Annotated in this window: 18 protein-coding genes; 10 read left to right on the forward strand and 8 right to left on the reverse strand. The window is 62.1% G+C overall.

Annotation, left to right across the window (positions count from 1 at the left end):
• Positions 1 to 3: 3 nt before the first annotated feature.
• The 8 genes from mutL to groL all read left to right on the forward strand — a co-directional run bounded on the left by mutL (position 4) and on the right by groL (position 7,994).
• Positions 4 to 1,770: a DNA mismatch repair endonuclease MutL gene (gene mutL / locus V4529_02185; protein ID MES2357130.1), complete on the forward strand. Its 1,767-nt coding sequence runs from the start codon at positions 4 to 6 to the stop codon at positions 1,768 to 1,770.
• Between the two features lie 7 nt (positions 1,771 to 1,777).
• Complete coding sequence (locus V4529_02190; GenBank protein MES2357131.1) at positions 1,778 to 2,407, forward strand: tRNA (adenosine(37)-N6)-dimethylallyltransferase MiaA; 630 nt, start codon at positions 1,778 to 1,780, stop codon at positions 2,405 to 2,407.
• Positions 2,404 to 3,549, forward strand: a complete 1,146-nt coding sequence (gene bshA / locus V4529_02195; GenBank protein MES2357132.1) for an N-acetyl-alpha-D-glucosaminyl L-malate synthase BshA — start codon at positions 2,404 to 2,406, stop codon at positions 3,547 to 3,549. Before V4529_02190 ends, bshA begins: the two co-directional genes overlap by 4 nt.
• Positions 3,550 to 3,559: 10 nt before the next feature.
• Positions 3,560 to 4,369: an undecaprenyl-diphosphatase UppP gene (gene uppP / locus V4529_02200; protein MES2357133.1), complete on the forward strand. Its 810-nt coding sequence runs from the start codon at positions 3,560 to 3,562 to the stop codon at positions 4,367 to 4,369.
• Positions 4,362 to 5,123, forward strand: coding sequence for a biotin--[acetyl-CoA-carboxylase] ligase (locus V4529_02205; GenBank protein MES2357134.1), 762 nt, complete (start codon positions 4,362 to 4,364; stop codon positions 5,121 to 5,123). Before uppP ends, V4529_02205 begins: the two co-directional genes overlap by 8 nt.
• 20 nt (positions 5,124 to 5,143) lie before the next feature.
• Positions 5,144 to 5,920 (forward strand): type III pantothenate kinase, encoded by a 777-nt coding sequence (locus V4529_02210; protein MES2357135.1) that lies wholly within the window; start codon positions 5,144 to 5,146, stop codon positions 5,918 to 5,920.
• Positions 5,921 to 6,040: 120 nt separating this feature from the next.
• A complete protein-coding gene (locus V4529_02215) occupies positions 6,041 to 6,343 on the forward strand; it encodes a co-chaperone GroES (protein MES2357136.1) in 303 nt (100 codons plus the stop codon).
• Positions 6,344 to 6,359: 16 nt separating this feature from the next.
• Positions 6,360 to 7,994 carry a chaperonin GroEL gene (gene groL, locus V4529_02220; GenBank protein MES2357137.1) on the forward strand — a complete coding sequence of 545 codons (1,635 nt, stop codon included), beginning with the start codon at positions 6,360 to 6,362 and terminating at the stop codon, positions 7,992 to 7,994.
• Between the two features lie 90 nt (positions 7,995 to 8,084).
• On the opposite strand, the gene V4529_02225 is transcribed toward groL, so the two are convergent.
• The 8 genes from V4529_02225 to V4529_02260 form a co-directional block, all read right to left on the reverse strand.
• Positions 8,085 to 8,639: a Uma2 family endonuclease gene (locus tag V4529_02225; protein ID MES2357138.1), complete on the reverse strand. Its 555-nt coding sequence runs from the start codon at positions 8,637 to 8,639 to the stop codon at positions 8,085 to 8,087.
• 87 nt (positions 8,640 to 8,726) lie between these two features.
• The gene (locus V4529_02230; protein MES2357139.1) at positions 8,727 to 11,420 is read right to left on the reverse strand and encodes an ABC transporter permease; all 2,694 of its coding nucleotides are present in this window, start codon (positions 11,418 to 11,420) and stop codon (positions 8,727 to 8,729) included.
• A gap of 9 nt (positions 11,421 to 11,429) precedes the next feature.
• Positions 11,430 to 11,774, reverse strand: coding sequence for a PadR family transcriptional regulator (locus V4529_02235; protein ID MES2357140.1), 345 nt, complete (start codon positions 11,772 to 11,774; stop codon positions 11,430 to 11,432).
• Positions 11,775 to 11,897: 123 nt separating this feature from the next.
• Positions 11,898 to 12,710, reverse strand: coding sequence for an MBL fold metallo-hydrolase (locus tag V4529_02240; GenBank protein ID MES2357141.1), 813 nt, complete (start codon positions 12,708 to 12,710; stop codon positions 11,898 to 11,900).
• 60 nt (positions 12,711 to 12,770) lie between these two features.
• Complete coding sequence (locus tag V4529_02245) at positions 12,771 to 13,973, reverse strand: putative sugar nucleotidyl transferase (GenBank protein ID MES2357142.1); 1,203 nt, start codon at positions 13,971 to 13,973, stop codon at positions 12,771 to 12,773.
• Positions 13,970 to 15,022 (reverse strand): sugar phosphate nucleotidyltransferase, encoded by a 1,053-nt coding sequence (locus tag V4529_02250; protein MES2357143.1) that lies wholly within the window; start codon positions 15,020 to 15,022, stop codon positions 13,970 to 13,972. The genes V4529_02245 and V4529_02250 overlap by 4 nt, the downstream gene beginning before the upstream one ends.
• Positions 15,019 to 15,429, reverse strand: coding sequence for a response regulator transcription factor (locus V4529_02255; GenBank protein MES2357144.1), 411 nt, complete (start codon positions 15,427 to 15,429; stop codon positions 15,019 to 15,021). Before V4529_02255 ends, V4529_02250 begins: the two co-directional genes overlap by 4 nt.
• Before the next feature lie 10 nt (positions 15,430 to 15,439).
• Positions 15,440 to 15,793, reverse strand: a complete 354-nt coding sequence (locus V4529_02260; GenBank protein MES2357145.1) for a roadblock/LC7 domain-containing protein — start codon at positions 15,791 to 15,793, stop codon at positions 15,440 to 15,442.
• A gap of 102 nt (positions 15,794 to 15,895) precedes the next feature.
• On the opposite strand from V4529_02260, the gene V4529_02265 reads away from it, so the two are divergent.
• Both V4529_02265 and serS read left to right on the forward strand, forming a co-directional pair.
• Entirely contained in the window at positions 15,896 to 16,489 is a 594-nt protein-coding gene (locus tag V4529_02265; protein MES2357146.1) for a hypothetical protein, read from the forward strand.
• A 6-nt stretch (positions 16,490 to 16,495) separates the two neighbouring features.
• Positions 16,496 to 17,770 (forward strand): serine--tRNA ligase, encoded by a 1,275-nt coding sequence (gene serS / locus V4529_02270; GenBank protein MES2357147.1) that lies wholly within the window; start codon positions 16,496 to 16,498, stop codon positions 17,768 to 17,770.
• Position 17,771: the final 1 nt, after the last annotated feature.

The raw sequence follows: 17,771 nt of genomic DNA on the forward strand, positions 1-17,771 counted from the left end.
CACGTGCCAGTAATCAGCGTTCTTCCCAGCGCGGTAGCGGACCAGATTGCGGCCGGAGAAGTCGTCGAGCGCCCGGCGTCGGTCGTCAAGGAACTGGTCGAGAATTCGCTCGATGCGGGGGCAAAGTCGGTGGAGATCACCGTGCAGGAAGGCGGCCGCGCCCTGATTCGCATAAGCGACGACGGGGCGGGAATGGATGCTGACGACGCGGTCCTCTCGCTCGCTCGGCATGGGACGTCCAAGATTCGCACATCGGCGGATCTCACCGGCGTGCGCACGTTTGGATTTCGCGGCGAAGCACTGCCGGCGATCTGCTCTGTCTCGCGTATGGAAATCGAGACTGCGCTGCACGACGGAAGCGGCACGCGCCTCGAAGCAGCGGGTGGTGCACCCCCGACCGTGACTCCCACGCAACGGCGGCGCGGCACGACTGTCACCGTTACCGATCTGTTCTACAACTCTCCGGCACGCGCAAAATTCCTGCGGGGAAGTCGCTCCGAGTGGCGCGCGATATCGGAAATCGTCATGACGCTCGCTCTCACGCGTCGCGACATTCGTTTCGACCTGGTGCACGACGGACGGCGCTCTCTCACTGCGCCTCCGGCTTCTTCATTACGCGTGCGGCTCGGCGCACTCTGGGGTGTTCAGTACGCAGACGGCTTGCTGGACGTGGATGATGTAGCGGGTCCGATTCACGTGTCCGGCCTTGTCGAGCGTCCGGCAAATGTCGGAACGGCTACGCGACGTGTATTCCTATCGGTCAACGGCCGCTCCATCCGGGACGCTGGAATTGTGCGCGGCGCCGAGGCTGCGTACAGGTCGACGATCCCAGCTGGAACCAGACCGGCACTGTACCTGGAAGTCGCCGTGCCCGCCGACTCAGTCGACGTAAACGTCCATCCCGCCAAGGCCGAGATTCGATTTCAGGATCGCTGGACGGTCGAGCGCGCTGTCGAGCGTGCGGTGCGACGCGCGCTTGGTACGTTCGATAGCTCCGCGGCAATGGGACGATCTTTCTTCGGCGGAATTGCGCCGCCGAATGCGCACGTTCAAGTAATCGAAAGCCAGATTCTCGCGCCACAGGCGGATGACACGCCGCTTTTCCATGCCGCCAGTTCATCGATCGATGCGGCTGATGTCAAGGATTACGAAACGGTAGCGCGCGACATCGCCGGCAATGCCGGCACACGCGAAGATGACAACATTCCACCGCTCACACAGCTGCGTCGTACGTACATCATGTTCGAGCACGAGGACGGCGTCGTGCTCATCGACCAGCATTCCGCTCATGAACGCGTCCTGTACGAAGAGTTCATGCGTGCGATCGAGACGGGCTCTGCGGATTCGCAGCGACTGCTCCTGCCCTTTACCCTGACGTTATCCGCCGCGGAGCTCGAAGCGTTCGATCTCAATCGTGAATACTTCGACAAGCTCGGCTTCGAGATCGAGCCGTTCGGCGGGAACGCGCTGATCGTACATGCGGTGCCTCTGCCGCATCCGCGCTTCGACGCCGAGCGCTGCCTTCGTGATACTCTTGCGTCCCTGACTGGCGACCGCACGCCGTCGGCGCACGGCCGCCATGAGAGACTGGTTGCGACCATCGCGTGCAAGGCGGCAGTGAAGGGCGGTGATCTGCTCTCGGGGGCAGAGATGCGCGCCCTGTTCATCGCGCTTCGCGATACGAACCTCCCCGCGCATGACGTTCACGGCCGCTCCACGATCGTTCAGCTGGCGTGGAGCGAAGTAGACAGGCGTTTTGGCCGATCGTAGGATTCGGGTGATCGTCGGCCCAACGGCTGCGGGGAAGTCCATGCGCGCCATGGAAGCCGCGGCACGCGGGGATATCGCCATAATCTCGGCGGATAGCCGGCAGATTTACCGAAAGTTTGATATCGGTACCGCCAAACCGACTCCTGAAGAGCTCTCCAGCGTCGTACATTTCGGTGTGAACGTCGTCGAGCCGACCGAGCATTATAGCGCGTACCAGTGGGCGCGCGACGCCGCGCGCTGGATCGGCGAGGCGGAGCGCATGGGAAAGGTGCCCATCATCGTTGGAGGAACGGGGTTCTACGTGAAGTCCCTGTTCGATCCACCGTACGACGAGCCGCCAGTAGAGGATCTCGACCTCGTTCCCGAATACGAAGTAGTAGATCCCGGCCCCGATCTCAGGAATCACATCGAGACACGCGTGGATCAAATGCTGGAGAATGGCTGGCTGGACGAAGTCGCATCGCTCATGCAGAGCGTGCCGGCCGACGCGATAGCGTGGAAGGCATCGGGTTACCGCGTGATGCGGCGGCATCTCGAAGGCGAGTATTCGCTTGCGGAAGCACGCGAGCGCGCGATCATCGAGACACGTCAGTACGCGAAACGGCAGCGAACCTGGTTCAGGCACCAACTACCATGAAGATCGGCATCACGTGTTATCCCACCTACGGTGGATCCGGCGCGGTCGCGACCGAGCTCGGGATCGCGCTCGCGGCGCGCGGTCATGAAGTTCACTTCATCAGCTACCGCCAGCCATTCCGGCTTCCGTCATTTCTTCCGCGCGTATTCTTTCACGAAGTCCAGGTGGGTGCGTACCCGCTCTTCGAGTACCCGCCGTACGATCTCGCGTTGGCGGTACAGATGCACGAAGTCGTGAAGATGCACGGCGTCGAGGTACTGCACTGTCATTACGCGATCCCGCATGCGACGAGTGCCTGGATCGCGCGTGAGATGTTGCGAGCCGAGCACTCGGACGTTGCGGTCGTCACGACGTTGCACGGGACAGACATTACGCTGGTGGGCCAGGACCCGTCATTCCACGCGATAACGAAATTCTCGATCGAGAAATCGGATCGCATAACGGCGGTGTCCGACTATCTGCGCGACGAGACGTTCAACGCGTTCGACTGCACCGGCTGTCGCGTCGCCGTAATTCCCAATTTCGTCGACCCTGCCGTTTACGATCGGTCCCTGTACAGCAGATCGGAGCTGCTCCCTTTCGCTGGCGACCGCAAGGTGTTGATGCACATCTCCAACTTCCGCGCTGTAAAGCGAGTACGCGACATCGTGCGCATCTTCGCGAAGGTTGCTGCGAAGACGCCGAGCGTGCTCGTAATGGTGGGTGATGGTCCCGAGCGTCCTGCCGCTGAAGAGGAAGTGCGAACGCTCGGTGTCGGTGATTCCGTATTCTTCCTGGGCAAGATCGAGACGGTCGCGCCATTGCTCGCCAGCGCCGACGTTTTTCTGTTGCCCACCTCGAGCGAGTCATTCGGCTTGAGTGCGCTCGAGGCGATGGCATCGGGCGTTCCGGTGGTCGGCAGCGATTCCGGCGGACTGCCGGAGGTCGTAACGAACGGCGTTACCGGCCTGCTGTATCCCGTTGGGGACGTAGATTCGATGGCGGCGGGCGTGCTGTCGATCGTCACGAATCCACGCCGTCAGGCGGACATGGGCGCGGCCGGTGCCGACGATGCGCGCAAGCGGTTCGCGCTCGACACCGTAGTTTCGCAGTACGAAGACCTGTATCGCAGCGCGCTCAAACTACCTTCCGACGCTCACTAATCCCTACTGGATGCCCACAATCTTCCAAGCGCTCGTTCTCGGCCTTCTTCAGGGATTGGCCGAGTTTCTCCCGATCAGCAGCTCGGCACACTTGGCACTCGCACCGTGGCTCTTCAACTGGCCCGACCCCGGGCTGTCCTTCGACGTCTCACTTCACTTCGGAACGCTGATTGCCGTAATCTGGTACTTCGCTGGGGAGTGGATGTCACTATTGCGCGCCGCCGGCCAGATCATTCACACGCGGAAGATCGTGACCGTCGAGCAGAAACGTGCTGCGTTTCTGGTTGCCGCGACGATTCCGGGCGGAATATTCGGTTTGCTTCTGGAGAAGAAAGCGGAAACCGCGTTCCGAAATCCGGCGCTCATCGCCACCGCGCTGATAGTACTTGGAATCCTGCTGTGGCTCGCCGATCGGTTCGCTCGTTCCGATAGACCGATAACGCACATGACCTGGAAGGACGCGATCCTTATTGGTTGCGCGCAGGTCTTCGCACTCATTCCGGGCGTGTCGCGCTCTGGTTCGACGATCACCGCGGGTCGTGCTCTGGGTCTGGATAGAAACGGCGCCGCGGCGTTCAGCTTTCTGCTTAGCATGCCAATCATCGCTGCCGCCGTGGTACTCAAGGTGCCGCACGTGATTCGAGAAGGGGGAATGAGCCTGCCGCTTCTCGTTGGCGTCGCCGCATCGGCGATCAGTGGCTGGCTCGCGATCTCGGTATTGCTCAGGTACGTGAGCCGGCATTCCTACGGAGCGTTCGCGCTGTACCGCGTGCTGCTCGGCGCCGCAGTGCTCGCGATCTACTTCGCGCGTGGTGGCTGACGCTCGCCGGGCGCTCCGGTATGACGGTCTCTCAGCGGCCGACCTTGCGGAGCGTGCGAAAGTGCCTCGCGTCGAATTGTTCGATGTGGTGGGTTCCACGATGGACGAAGCCCATGCACTCGCATCCGACGGAGCGCAGGCTGGCACGGTCATACTGGCGGATTCGCAGTCATCCGGGCGGGGAAGAAACGGCAAGCGCTGGTCATCACCACCCCGAGGCGTGTGGATGACGCTCATCGAGCGTCCGCCCGATCCATCCGCGCTCGATGTTCTGTCACTACGCATCGGACTTGCTGCGGCGCGCGCCCTCGATACGTTTGCCGCGGAGCCTGTTCGCGTGAAGTGGCCCAACGACCTTTACGTCGAGAGCGCCAAGCTTGCGGGAGTTCTGGTAGAGGCGCGGTGGCGCGGCGATCGGCTCGACTGGGTGGCCATCGGACTCGGCGTCAACATGGATCAGCCACCCGATCAGGCGGCCGCCGTCCTCGAACCCGGAACTTCACGCGCCGACGTGATCTGCGCGCTGCTCCCGGAGTTGCGCGGATCGGCGGCGATGTCGGGACCTCTCACGCAGGACGAGATGGACGAGTACGCTGCCCGCGATCTTGCGCGCGGACGTGTGTGCACGGAACCCGTGCGCGGTCGCGTAGTTGGAATTGCGCCGACCGGCGAGCTGCTGGTGGAGCTTGCGGATTCCGTCGCGCGCGTACGAACCGGATCACTTGTGCTCCAGTCATCGAACGAATCGGATTAATCGAGCAACGCGAGCCAACCATGCTTCTAACGATAGATATCGGTAACACCGAGACAACAGCCGGCCTGTTCGACCGAGACGTGCTGCGCGCGCACTGGCGGCTCACGACAACCGTGGCGCGCACCGCCGACGAGGTGCGAGTGCTAATGTCGCAGCTCGTGGCTGCGGAAGGTATCTCCGCTGCAAGCGTCACGGGTGTCGCGTTGTGCTCCGTCGTTCCCACGATAACGCAAACCGTCGTCAACGCATGCGATCTCGCGTTTGGTGTTACTCCCGTGGTGATCGACTCACGCTCGCGGCTTCCCATCACGCTCGACGTCGACGAACCTTCCACGGTGGGTGCCGACCGCGTGGTGAATACGCTGGCGGCGAGCCAGATCTACAAACGGGATTGCATCATCGTGGACATGGGGACGGCGACCACGTACGACTGCGTAAGTGCGAGCGGGTCGTTCTTCGGCGGCATCATTCAGCCCGGCGTTCAGACTTCCGCGTTGATGCTCTTCTCCAGGACCGCGATGTTGCCAAGCACGGCGCTTGCCACGCCGGCCCACGCGATCGGGACGAATACGGCCGACTGCATCCGCGCCGGCGTGGTGTTCGGAGCCGCGGACTCGATAGATGGGCTGATAGGGCGCATCAAGGCGGAGTGGCCCCATCCGGATACGCCTTACGTCGTGGCTACTGGCGGCCTGGCGGACACCTTCCGGTCATTCTGCACCGGCTTCAACGAAGTCGACCCCTACCTCACGCTTCAGGGACTCCGACTGGCATTCGCCATCGTTTCGAACGACTGATCGAACGATAGGCGTCCCTTGAAGGCGGCCGCGAACAGGTTAATTTCCGGCTGTTAGCACTCTCGGTTGATGAGTGCTAACGATTCTCATCAACACTCTACATCACAATAGAGGCGCTCTATGGCAGACAAGACCGCCACCACCGTGAAGCCGCTCGCGGATCGCGTGGTTATCAAGGCACTCGAAGAGACCGAGCAGATGCGCGGTGGGCTCTTCATCCCCGACACGGCCAAGGAAAAGCCGCAGCAGGGTGAGATCATCGCGGTCGGCCCAGGCCGCTACGAAGATGGCAAGCTCGTTCCGATGTCGCTCAAGGTTGGCGACAAGGTCCTCTACGGCAAGTACAGCGGCACCGAAGTGACGCTCAGCGGCGACCAGGTTCTCATCCTCCGCGAGACGGATGTGCTCGCGGTGATCGGCTAACGGAGACTAGACCACAATGGCAGCGAAAGAACTCTATTTCAACACTGAGGCACGCGCGGCTCTCAAGCGCGGTGTCGATCAGCTTGCCGAAGCGGTGAAGGTCACCCTCGGCCCCAAGGGACGCAACGTCGTAATCGACAAGAAGTTCGGCTCGCCGACGATCACGAAGGACGGTGTGACTGTCGCGAAGGAAGTCGAGCTCTCGGATCCGATCGAGAACATGGGTGCGCAGATGGTGAAGGAGGTCGCGACGAAGACGTCCGACTTGGCCGGCGACGGCACCACCACGGCGACCGTTCTCGCACAGGCAATCTTCCGCGAAGGCCTCAAGAACGTGACGGCCGGCGCGAACCCGATGGCACTCAAGCGCGGAATCGACAAGGCAGTTCAGGCTGTCGTCGACGAGCTCAAGGCGATCTCGGTGCCAACCACTGGAAAGAAGGAAATCGCCCAGGTCGGCACGATCTCCGCGAACAACGACAAGGAGATCGGTGATCTCATTGCCGAAGCGATGGAGAAGGTCGGCAAGGACGGCGTGATCACGGTTGAAGAGGCAAAGGGCCTCGAGACCAACCTCGACACCGTCGAGGGCATGCAGTTCGATCGCGGTTACGTGTCGCCGTACTTCGTAACCGATCCCGACAAGATGGAAGCCGTTCTCGAAGACGGAATGATTCTCATTCACGACAAGAAGATCTCGTCGATGAAGGATCTGCTCCCGATTCTCGAGAAGGTGGCTCAGCTCAGCAAGCCGTTGCTCATCATCGCCGAGGACATCGAGGGCGAGGCTCTCGCGACTCTCGTCGTGAACAAGCTGCGCGGCACGCTCAAGGTCTGCGCAGTCAAGGCGCCGGGCTTCGGCGATCGTCGCAAGGCGATGCTGCAGGACATCGCGGTTCTCACCGGTGGTCAGGTGATCTCCGAGGAAGTCGGATTCAAGCTCGAGAACGCAGTCGTTACAGACCTCGGCCGTGCCAAGCGCATCGTCGTGGACAAGGACAACACCACGATCATCGACGGCGCCGGTACGGATGACGCCATTCAGGGTCGCGTGAAGGAGATCAAGGCCGCGGTCGAGAAGACCACGTCCGATTACGATCGTGAGAAGCTGCAGGAGCGCCTCGCGAAGATCGCCGGCGGTGTCGCGGTGATCAACGTCGGCGCAGCGACCGAGAGCGAGATGAAGGAGAAGAAGGCTCGCGTCGAGGACGCTCTGCACGCAACGCGCGCAGCTGTCGAAGAGGGAATCGTCCCAGGCGGCGGTGTTGCACTCATCCGCGCTCAGAAGGCCCTCAAGGACCTCAAGTTCACGGATCACGACGAGCAGGTCGGCGTCGACATCATCCGTCGCGCCATCGAGGAGCCCATCCGCATGATCGTTCAGAATGCTGGCGGCGAAGGTTCGATGGTCGTCGAGAAGGTGCGTAGCGCGAAGGACAACACCTTCGGTTACAACGCACTCACCGACACGTACGAGGATCTCGTGCAGGCCGGTGTGATCGATCCAACGAAGGTCACGCGCACGGCTCTTCAGAACGCAGCCAGCATCGCCGGCCTGCTACTGACGACCGAAGCGTTGATCGTCGAGAAGAAGGAAGCGAATCCACCAGCAGGTGGCCCGCCAGGCGGCGGCATGGGCGGAATGTACTAACCGCTCGTCCCAATGTTGTAAAAACGGCCCGGGGCGAAAGCTCCGGGCCGTTCTTGCGTGGAACCGCGTCATGCGCTCAGCTCCGATGTCTCACATCCGCTCGAACAGTCGCGCGATCTTATAGCGAAAGCCGGGCAGGACATCTTCACCATCGAGTGTGTCGGTCTCGTGCAGCATTGCGGGCTCACGTCCGGGTGCATGGACCGTGATCAAGCGCGTCTTGGGATCGACGACCCAGACCAGTCGTGTGCCAGCGGCGAAGTACTGGGAGAGCTTGTGCGTCATCGCTGACGCGCGATTGGACGGCAATAATACTTCAACAGCGAGATCGGGGGCACCGGGGAAGTATTCGTCAAGACCGCGTTCGTGGGGAATTCGTTCCTCGCGGACGAACGCTGCATCGGGAGCGCGCACGGTGTCTGGGTTTCGTGTCAGAATGAATCCCGTCTGCTCGCCGAAAATCATGCCAAGATTGTTTTCCTCGACGTACGCGCCCAGCACCGCGCCGATCTTCATCACCAGATGGCCGTGCAACCATCCAGCGGGCGACATCATCATGACCAACTCTCCATCAACGAGTTCGTAGCAATCCGGGATATCCGGCAGCTCCTCGACGGTATGGAGTCTTTCGGCGGTGTGGCTCATCCAATGCCTCCCGGCGGTAGCGGAATCGCGATGTTGTAGATAAAGATATCGTCGATTCCGTTGTCGAGGACGGTAGACGATTGGTCTCTATTCGCTCCGGAGTGCGATCACGGGATCTACGCGCGTTGCACGCAACGCTGGAATGAGTGCGGCTGCAGTACCAACCAACAGTAGAATGACTGACGCGGCGCCGAACGCGACAGTGTCGACTGCGCTTATGCCAAACAGAAAGTTGCTCAGCAAACGAGTGAGCGCCACGCTCAATCCAATGCCGATGAGCAGCCCCAGAACGATCGACGCGATGTTCTCCATGAGTATGAGACTCAGTACTGCACCAACGCGGGCACCGAGCGCCACGCGAATTCCAATCTCCTGCGTGCGCTGCGTGACACCGTACCCAACCACTCCGTAAATACCCACGGCGGTTATAGCCAGAGCCAGCAGGCTGAACAACCCAAGCACCGAGACTCCGAGTCGTTGCGCGAATACCGTGTGGCCGGTGCGATCCTCGAACGTCGATACATCGTACACCGGGACTTCAGGCGCCACTTCGTGCAATGCCTGTCGAATCCTGGCAAGCGTTGCTGACGGAGCACCGGTGCTCGTGACCACCAGGTCGAGAGGATTGCGGCCCGAAGTCGAGAGATGCTGGCTGAGTGCTCTGTAGACCACTGGCTGCGCCTGTTCGCGAAGCTCGTGGTACTTGATGTCTCGCACTACACCAACAATGAAAGCGGTATCGGCAGAGCCGAACAGGATACGCCGGCCAAGCGGGTCCTTTCCTGGCAGATATGTATGCGCTGCGGTTTCGTTGATGATTGCCACGTGCTGCGAGGACGGACCGTCATGATCAGTGAAAAGGCGTCCACGGAGGAGTGGAATCGAAAACGCCTGCAGGTACTGGGGCGTAATGTCGATCGTTTCAACACCAGCGTGTTCGCCCGGCGGCGGAGTATACCCGTCGAGCTGAAATCCTTCACTGTCGGAGCCGAGATCGAGCGGCAGCGTCGTCCCCCAGGCGGCGAACCGTACGTCAGGCATGGCGCGCAGTCGCCGTACGGCGCCGTCGTATATCTGCCCCGTACGCGCGCTGTCGCCGCGGATAAGGGCAACATTGACCGACGCGACCGCAACATGAGCACCGTCGAACCCCGGATCGGTGGCAAGTGCGCGCTGCAGGCTTCGCGCGAAGAGCCCGGCACCGATCAGGAGAACGAGGCTGAGAGCTACCTGCGCTATCAGCAGTGTGCGACGCAACATTGAACGCTGCTGCCCCGAGCCGGGTGCGCCATCTTTCAGCGCGCCGGGCATGTCGTGCCGCGTGCTCTGCAGCGCCGGCGCTACGCCAAATACGAGGCTGGCTGCCAAGGCGAGGAGGATCGTGTACGCCGTCACACGTTCGTCGACATGAACGCCCACAATCCCAAGTGATAATCCCCCGGGCAACGTTACGTGTGACATCGCACGCATTCCTATACGTGTTGCGAGCAGACCGATGATAGAGGCAATGAGTGCGAGCACGCCCGCTTCGGTGAGCAGCTGTCTGACCACACGTCCTCGCCCCGCTCCTACTGCCATACGAATCCCGATTTCGCGGCGTCGACTCATAGCGCGGACCAGCAGCAGGTTTGCAACGTTGGCGCATGCAATGAGAAGCACTATGCCTACGACGGCGGACACGATAGCGGTGGCGCGCACCATCGTTCCGTGCGCAATGCTGGAGATGGCAGCATCTCCCGCCCATACCACGTTCTCGGCTGTGATCCTCTTCGCGAGGGTCTGATAGCTATCCGGATAGGACGCGTCCTGATGCACGGCGGAAGTATGCAATGCAGCTGCGGCCTGCTGGATCGTCGCTCCGGGGGCGAGGCGTCCGATCATGCTCAGCCACGACCAGTTGCGTCCGTTCAGATTCAATCCGCTGAACGAAGTCGGCGCCAATCCCATCCACGTGTGAGTTGGCACCCACAAGTCCTCGGGCGAATCGAGCTGAACGCCGTGGAAATCGTTCGCGGCGACTCCGACAATCGTCACCGGCATTCCATTGAGATCGAGTACACGGCCGATCACGTCGGTGCCATCCGGGAAAAGGTGGCGCGCAAACGTCGAACTGAGTACTGCGACAGGTGGCGCGCCTGGCTCATCGTCCCGCGCTGCAAGCACGCGCCCGCGCGACGGACCGACGCCGAGCAGAGGGAAGTAGTTCCCGCTGACAACTGCCGCCGACGCGATCTCGGTACGCTCCCCGTCTGAAACCGCGGTGCTGCGATCGCTGAATGCAGCCAGGCCGGCCAGCGCGGGATTGGAGCTGGCGAAGTCACGGTACGAGGGATACGAAACTGACAGATTATCGACCGCTATGACACGATCAGGTGTTGCCACACCGGGCAGCGGGCGCAATACGAGCGCGTTGACAAGGCCGAATACCAACCCGTTCGCGCCGATACCAAGCGCCAACGTAAGCACCGCCGCGATCGTGAAGCCGCGGTTACGCGCCAGCTGCCGGATCGCGAATACAACATCATTCCTCACGCCGAATGCGAACTCGGCGAATCGCACGTCGCGCTCGTGCTGATGGCCGATGCGGTAGCAAACGTCGCGCACGTTCGCGAAGCTTCCGAAGCGCCGCAGCGCCTCTGCGTGCGCGTCTTCCGCCGCGAGGCCGGCCGCCAGGTATTCGCCCTCGCGCATCTCGACATGGAAGCGCAGCTCTTCATCCACATCGTCCTCCACGTCCGCGCGCCAGAAGCGCAGATACCGGCGCCACGCTTCGGTCTTCACGATGGCGCTCTAGACCGGTTGAGTGGTGGCGCCGAGCACACAGCTTACCGCATCCGCGAACCGCGCCCATGTCGACGCCTCGACGCGCAGCTGCTTCCGACCTTTCGCGGTCAGATGATAGAACTTCGCACGTCGATTGTTCTCCGACAGGCCCCACGCAGCCTCGATCAGTCCGCGCGCTTCGAGCCGGTGCAGGGCGGGATAGAGCGAACCTTCCTCGATGCGCAGCACGTCGTCGGTGGTTTGTTGCAACCACCTGGCGATGGAATAGCCGTGGACCGGTGCCCAGCTCACGGCCTTGAGAATCAAAACGTCCAGTGTGCCCTGAAACAGATCAACACTTGGCTTGGTCATACAGTCCCCATAGAATGCCTATGGGACGGTATCACTCGTCACATAGAACGTCAAGGGGAGTCGGTGCGGGCAGGGAGTTGTTTGACCGCTATCCGGCCTGGGGGTCGAGCGAGGGGGTACTGGTTACAGAGCGAGCGCCAGTTGGACAGCGGTCGCCCGCCTAGCGCCGGGCTCGAACGGTCCCGCCACGCGATCCTGGCTGGCCGCGCTCAATCGTCCCGTGAACCTGGTTCGCGATATCGCGCTGTGCACGTCAGCGAGAGCAGTTCGCGGCGTGTTGCACTTCTCGCTCAGGTGCGCAAGCACTATCTGCCGCAGGTTGCGATGCGCGACTTCGCGCGCAAGTTGTCCGGCGCGTCCGTTGCTGAGATGTCCGTGCCGCCCTGCGATGCGCGCGCGAACGGATGCCGGGTATGGTCCCCCATGCAGCATCAACTCGTCGTGGTTCGCTTCGAGAATCAACATGTCCAGATCCCGCATCGCATCGATCACGCTCTGACCGGCAACACCAAGATCGTATGCAATGCCCGTACGCGCGCCGGTCGAACGCGATGTCGCGACCAGCACGACGGGCTCCGCCGCATCGTGCGAGGACTTGACTGAAAGGATGTCCATGTCACCGATCGACAAACCATCGCCGGCGCGGAACGGAACTGCTCCGCAACCTGCCAGATCGCGACAGGCGGTGATCGTCCCGACAGTCGCGTGCGCGGTCCAGCCGTACCGCTCGCACAATACGCGCACTCCTCGCACGTGGTCCGTGTGCTCGTGCGTCACGAGAACTGCCTGAATCGATTCCGGCTCTATGTCCACGGACCGCATGCGCTCGACCAGAATGCTCGGCGCGAAGCCCGCATCTATCAACAGACGGGAGTCACCCGATTCCAATAGCACCGCATTTCCCCGGCTTCCGGAGCCGAGCAGCCACATTCTCATCGTCACCGTTACACCCGAGCGGCGAAAAAGCGCCCGGAGCGGAACGGTGCCGCCAGCGTATCAGGAATTGGTCGCCCGCGCATGCGCGCGCGCGAGGTGCCGACGCAGCGCGTCGCCGAGCTGAACGCCCCTGCGCTGCATCATGCGTTCGGCGACGTCGATGAACTTCGATGCATGGAACGTTGCGTACGGTTCCCGCTCACCCCACGAGAATGGCGCGACGAACTTGGGATGCGTGGCTGCGCCGAAGACGTTTGCACCGGCGCCAAGCACGGTGCCCGTGGTGAGCATCGTCCCGATGCCGGTCTTCACATGGTCGCCGAACATGGTGCCGAGGAATTGCTGCCCGGTGTCGACGATTCCTGCGGGCGTCCACAGATGCACGGTGCCGTACGTGTTCTTCAGATTGCTGGTAGTCGTGCCGGCACCGAGGTTCACCCATCGGCCCAGGTACGAATGGCCGACGAAGCCCGTGTGTCCCTTGTTGGAATGGCCGAGCACGATCGTGGAGCTCATCTCCCCGCGAATCTTGCATTTGTCACCGATCGAGCAGTTGGCGATGCGATCACCGACTATGGTTGTGTCCGCGCCGATGCAACATGGGCCAACCACCCGTGTGAACGCCGAAATCGTCGCTCCCTTGCGGATGAGGATAGGACCCGCTGTCGCGTCGAATATCACGTACGATTCGATCGCCGCGCCGCGCTCGATGGCCACTTGATGCGGTCCCAGAATTCCGGCTGGCTCTGGTACCGTATCGATGCTCGCAGCGATGATGGGGATGTCTTCCATCAGCTGCTGAGATAATTGCGCGATGAGATCCCAGATCGCAGAGATCCAGCGTCCGCGGAGGCTGGTGACGCGTGAATTGGTCGCCCACGTTTCGAGGGCTTGCGAGCCGTCGGCGAGGGCGGAGGCCGGGAGCGGCCGTGTCAGCCGAACCGCGCAGATACGACCGTCGCAGCTCCAGGCCGAATCGGTTCCTCTCAGCGTTTCGTCGAGCGCGACGACGAAGCGGGAATTCCCGATGATTGCGCCCGCGGGCATGACTGCGTCGGCGGCGAGCGCGGGCGGCGCATCGCTCTCCTCGAAATCGGCGAGGGAAGCGGCGCTCGCAAAGCCAGCGACGTTGCCCACCAGCACCGACGCCCAGCGTCGCCGTATCAGCTCCGCGCCAGCACGCAGCTCGGAAACAGGACGCGTGAGCGCGAACGGCTCGAAGCTTCGCGCCAGTGCGTCGTCGTAGACGTAGAGCGAAGTCATGTGCGAGCCTGAATCCCGGGTGGCAGAGACTCGATGAGGCCCTTGAGATCGACAGAGCGATCGCGGGTCGTGACGAGCGTGAGCCCGTCACGAGTGACGACGACGAGATCGGACACGCCAAACAGCACCACGGCGTTGCCTTCGGCGTGAACCACGTTGTTGGTCGCGTCGGACACGACCGCAGTTCCGCTCACGACATTTCCATGTCCGTCCTGCACGCGTACGCGATGCAATGATGCCCACGTACCGACATCGTCCCAGCCGAAATCACCGGGAACCACGTATACGCAGTCGCTGCGCTCGAGTACGCCAACATCGACCGATACGGACTTGACCGACGCGAAGAATCGGGCAAGCGAGTCGGGCTTTCCATCGATCTCGTCGAGAGCCTGCGCAACCTCGGGAGTGTGCTTTCGCACTTCGTCGAGAAAGTCGCCGACGCGCCAGACGAAAATGCCGGAGTTCCACAGGCACGAGCTGGCGCATAACTCGACAGCGCGCTCACGTGTGGGTTTTTCGATGAAGCGTCGCACGCGGCGCGCTGGCGAGCCGGCTACGGCGTCTCCTGGCTCGATGTACCCGAAGCCCGGATCGGGACGAGTGGGAACTATGCCGACGGTCACCAAGCCGTGCTGTTCGCGCGCAACGTCCACGGCGCGCTCGAGTGTCGCGCGAAATTCCGGCTCGTCTGCGATCGCCCAGTCCGCGTGCACGCAGATCATCACGGTTTCGGGGCCAGCGCGTCGTGCGATCTCGGCTGCTGCGAATGCAAGCGCCGCAGCCGTGCCTGCCGGCCGAGGCTCCAGGACGATATTGGCGCGTGACAGCTCCGGGACCGCCGCGCAGATCGGATCGACGAGCGACGCGTTTGTAAGTACCAGAGTGCGCTCATTCGGAACGAGGTCGTGCATGCGCTGCAGCGTCGCGACCAGCAACGGGCGCTCGTCAACGAGCGGAAGCAGTTGCTTTGGACGCTCCGGTGTGCTGAGCGGCCAGAACCGCGAGCCTATGCCTCCGGCGAGGACGACACTCCAGGCCTGCTCAGTCATTGGTCCTCGGGATCCTTGATGCCGGTCAGGCGCGCAACGAGCGCGTACAATTTCTTCGGACTGAATGGCTTGGTGACGAATGCGTTGGCTCCACTCGCCAATGCTGCGCGCTCCTGTTCATCCTGGCCCGCCGCTGTGAGAATGATTGCGGGTATATCACTGTGCAGTGTACCACGCAGGTCCTGCAGTACGTCGAGCCCGGTTCGCTCCGGCATCATGAGATCGAGCACGACCAGGTCGAACCGTGTGTCACCTGCGTGAAGTGAGTCGATCGCCTCTCGGCCATCGAATGCGAGCGTGACGTCGAACGGTCCCGCCTCGAGCTTCATCTTGATGATGCGACCAATGTGCGGCTCGTCGTCCGCGACGAGTACCTGCTTGCGCTGCTGTGCGCCTTCTGTTGCCAACGAACTGTTCCTAGACCAACGCGGCCATTGACGACCGGTGTTGTCTGAGGTCGTACAGCAGATCGGCGAGCGCTACGTCAGCGGTCGCGGAGACGAACAGCAGCGCCTGATCGGATAGCCGCAACACGACGCCGTAGCCGCGCTCGAATTCGAGCACCGCCAGGGCGGCCGTTCCGGATCCGGCAGCGTCGCCCAACTGGCTGGCCGCAGTGGCCACCGCCGGAACGCGGGCGGCCAGCGCCTCGGCGCGATTCTGAGCCGTATCGTGTGTCTCGATCAGGAGGCCATCGGCGCCCAGAATCACGACCGCTTCAACCCCTGGACGGTTCTGGATCGCTTCCGTCAACTCGCGTAGTGTCGCCATGCGTTGAAAAGTACCGTCCCGACGGCTATTCTACGAGGCTACGCCACGGGGAATTCTGCTCTCTGGCGGGTACTCCCATTTCTAACCGCTCCGCTTCAGCGCATGCACCTACGCTATCCCGCCGCGGCGGCCGCGGCCATTGTCGGCCTTGCGCTCGCCACAGGCTGTAAGGACACGAACATACTTCAGGCGGATCTGCCTGTGGTTACGGATACGCTCGTTGCGTATGCGTTGAGCGGTACGTCAGCCAGCCTGCCGAGCGCGCTGTCGGTGACCATTCGATCGACTGTTCGAGTGGATGGCACGGGTTCTTTCGATGTTGGATTCGACTTCGACAGCACGGGCCGGGTGGTGGTGAGTCCGGTGCGGGTGCTGGTGAATCAGCTTTCCGGTGCTCCGCAGGTCGGAATCCAGACGATGTTCACGACTCCGTACGACAGCATCAAGACCGCGCCGGGCGGCTACTACCGTCCGGATACGGCCATTGTCGTGTCGCCGGGCCAGCCGTTCGTGCTGCTCGTCAACGGCCGGACGACGGCGAGCTCGATCTGTATCTACGATCCCGCGCCCACCCTCTACGCGAAGGTCGTGATCGACAGCACCAAGCCGACCACCACGCGCGCGATCTACATGCGGGTGACGACCGATCCGAACTGCGGCTACAGATCGCTGGTGCCCGGCCTTCCATCGAACTGACCGCCCGTGCACGACTTACATCTGCTTCGTGAGAAACCCGAGACTGTCCGCGACGCGCTGAGGCGCCGGAACATGCTGGAGTCGAGCGGCGCGCTCGTGGATCATGCGCTCGCGCTCGACTCCGAGCGTCGATCGATCATCCAGCGTGTCGAGGAGCTCAAGGCGAATCGCAATGCGGTGACGCAGCAAGTCGCCAAACTGAAGCGCGCGGGTGAGGATGTCGAGTCGTTGATCGCCGAAGGCAGAGCGCTCGGCGACGAGATAGACGCGTTGCAGATGCATCTGACTTCGACGGAAGAAGAGTTGTCGGCCGTCGTGCTGCAGATTCCGAATGTGCCGCTTGCGGACGTGCCAGCGGGCGGAGAAGAGAACAACGCGGTGGTCAGAACGTGGGGAACTCCGCGCGCGCCTGATGGCGTGCTCCCACACTGGGAGATCGGTGCGAAGCTCGGGCTCATCGATCTGGAGCGCGGCGCCAAGATAAGCGGTTCCGGTTTCATCGTGTATCGCGGCGAGGGCGCTCGACTGGTACGCTCACTCATGAACCTCATGCTCGACACGCACACGCGCGAGCACGGATATCAGGAGACCTGGGTTCCAGCAGTTGTCAATCGCGAGTCGATGACGGGCACGGCGCAGTTCCCAAAGTTCGAGGATGAGCAGTACGGTTTGAGCGACGAGGAGCTGTTTCTCATTCCTACCGCGGAAGTTCCGCTCACCAATCTCTATCGTGACGAGATAATTCCCGAGTCGGATCTGCCGCGGATATTCACCGCTTATTCGCCCTGCTTCCGGCGCGAGGCTGGAGCGCATGGCAAGGACACGCGTGGTCTGCTTCGCGTGCATCAGTTCGACAAGGTCGAGCTGGTGCGGTACGCGCATCCGGACCGGTCGCTGGAAGAGCACGAGCTGATCACCGCGCACGCAGAGCGGATTCTTCAATTGCTCGAATTGCCGTACCGGGTGTTGCTGCTCGCAGCAGGAGACACGGGTTTCGCGAGTGCCAAGACGTACGATCTCGAGGCGTTTTCGCCGGGCGTCGGGAAGTGGCTCGAGGTGTCGTCGTCCAGCAACTTCATGGATTTTCAGGGGCGGCGCGCCAACATCCGCTTTCGCCCGACCGCTGGCGGGAAGCCGCGTTTCGTTCACACGCTCAACGCATCCGGGCTGGCGTTTCCGCGCATCATCGCGGCCATTCTCGAGCAGCATCAGAACGCGGACGGAACGGTTCGTGTGCCGGCGGCGCTCGAACCGTATTTCGGCGCGTCGGTGATAAAGTAGA

The sequence above is a fragment of the Gemmatimonadota bacterium genome (genome assembly GCA_040388625.1).
Classification (GTDB): Bacteria; Gemmatimonadota; Gemmatimonadetes; order Gemmatimonadales; family Gemmatimonadaceae; genus Fen-1247.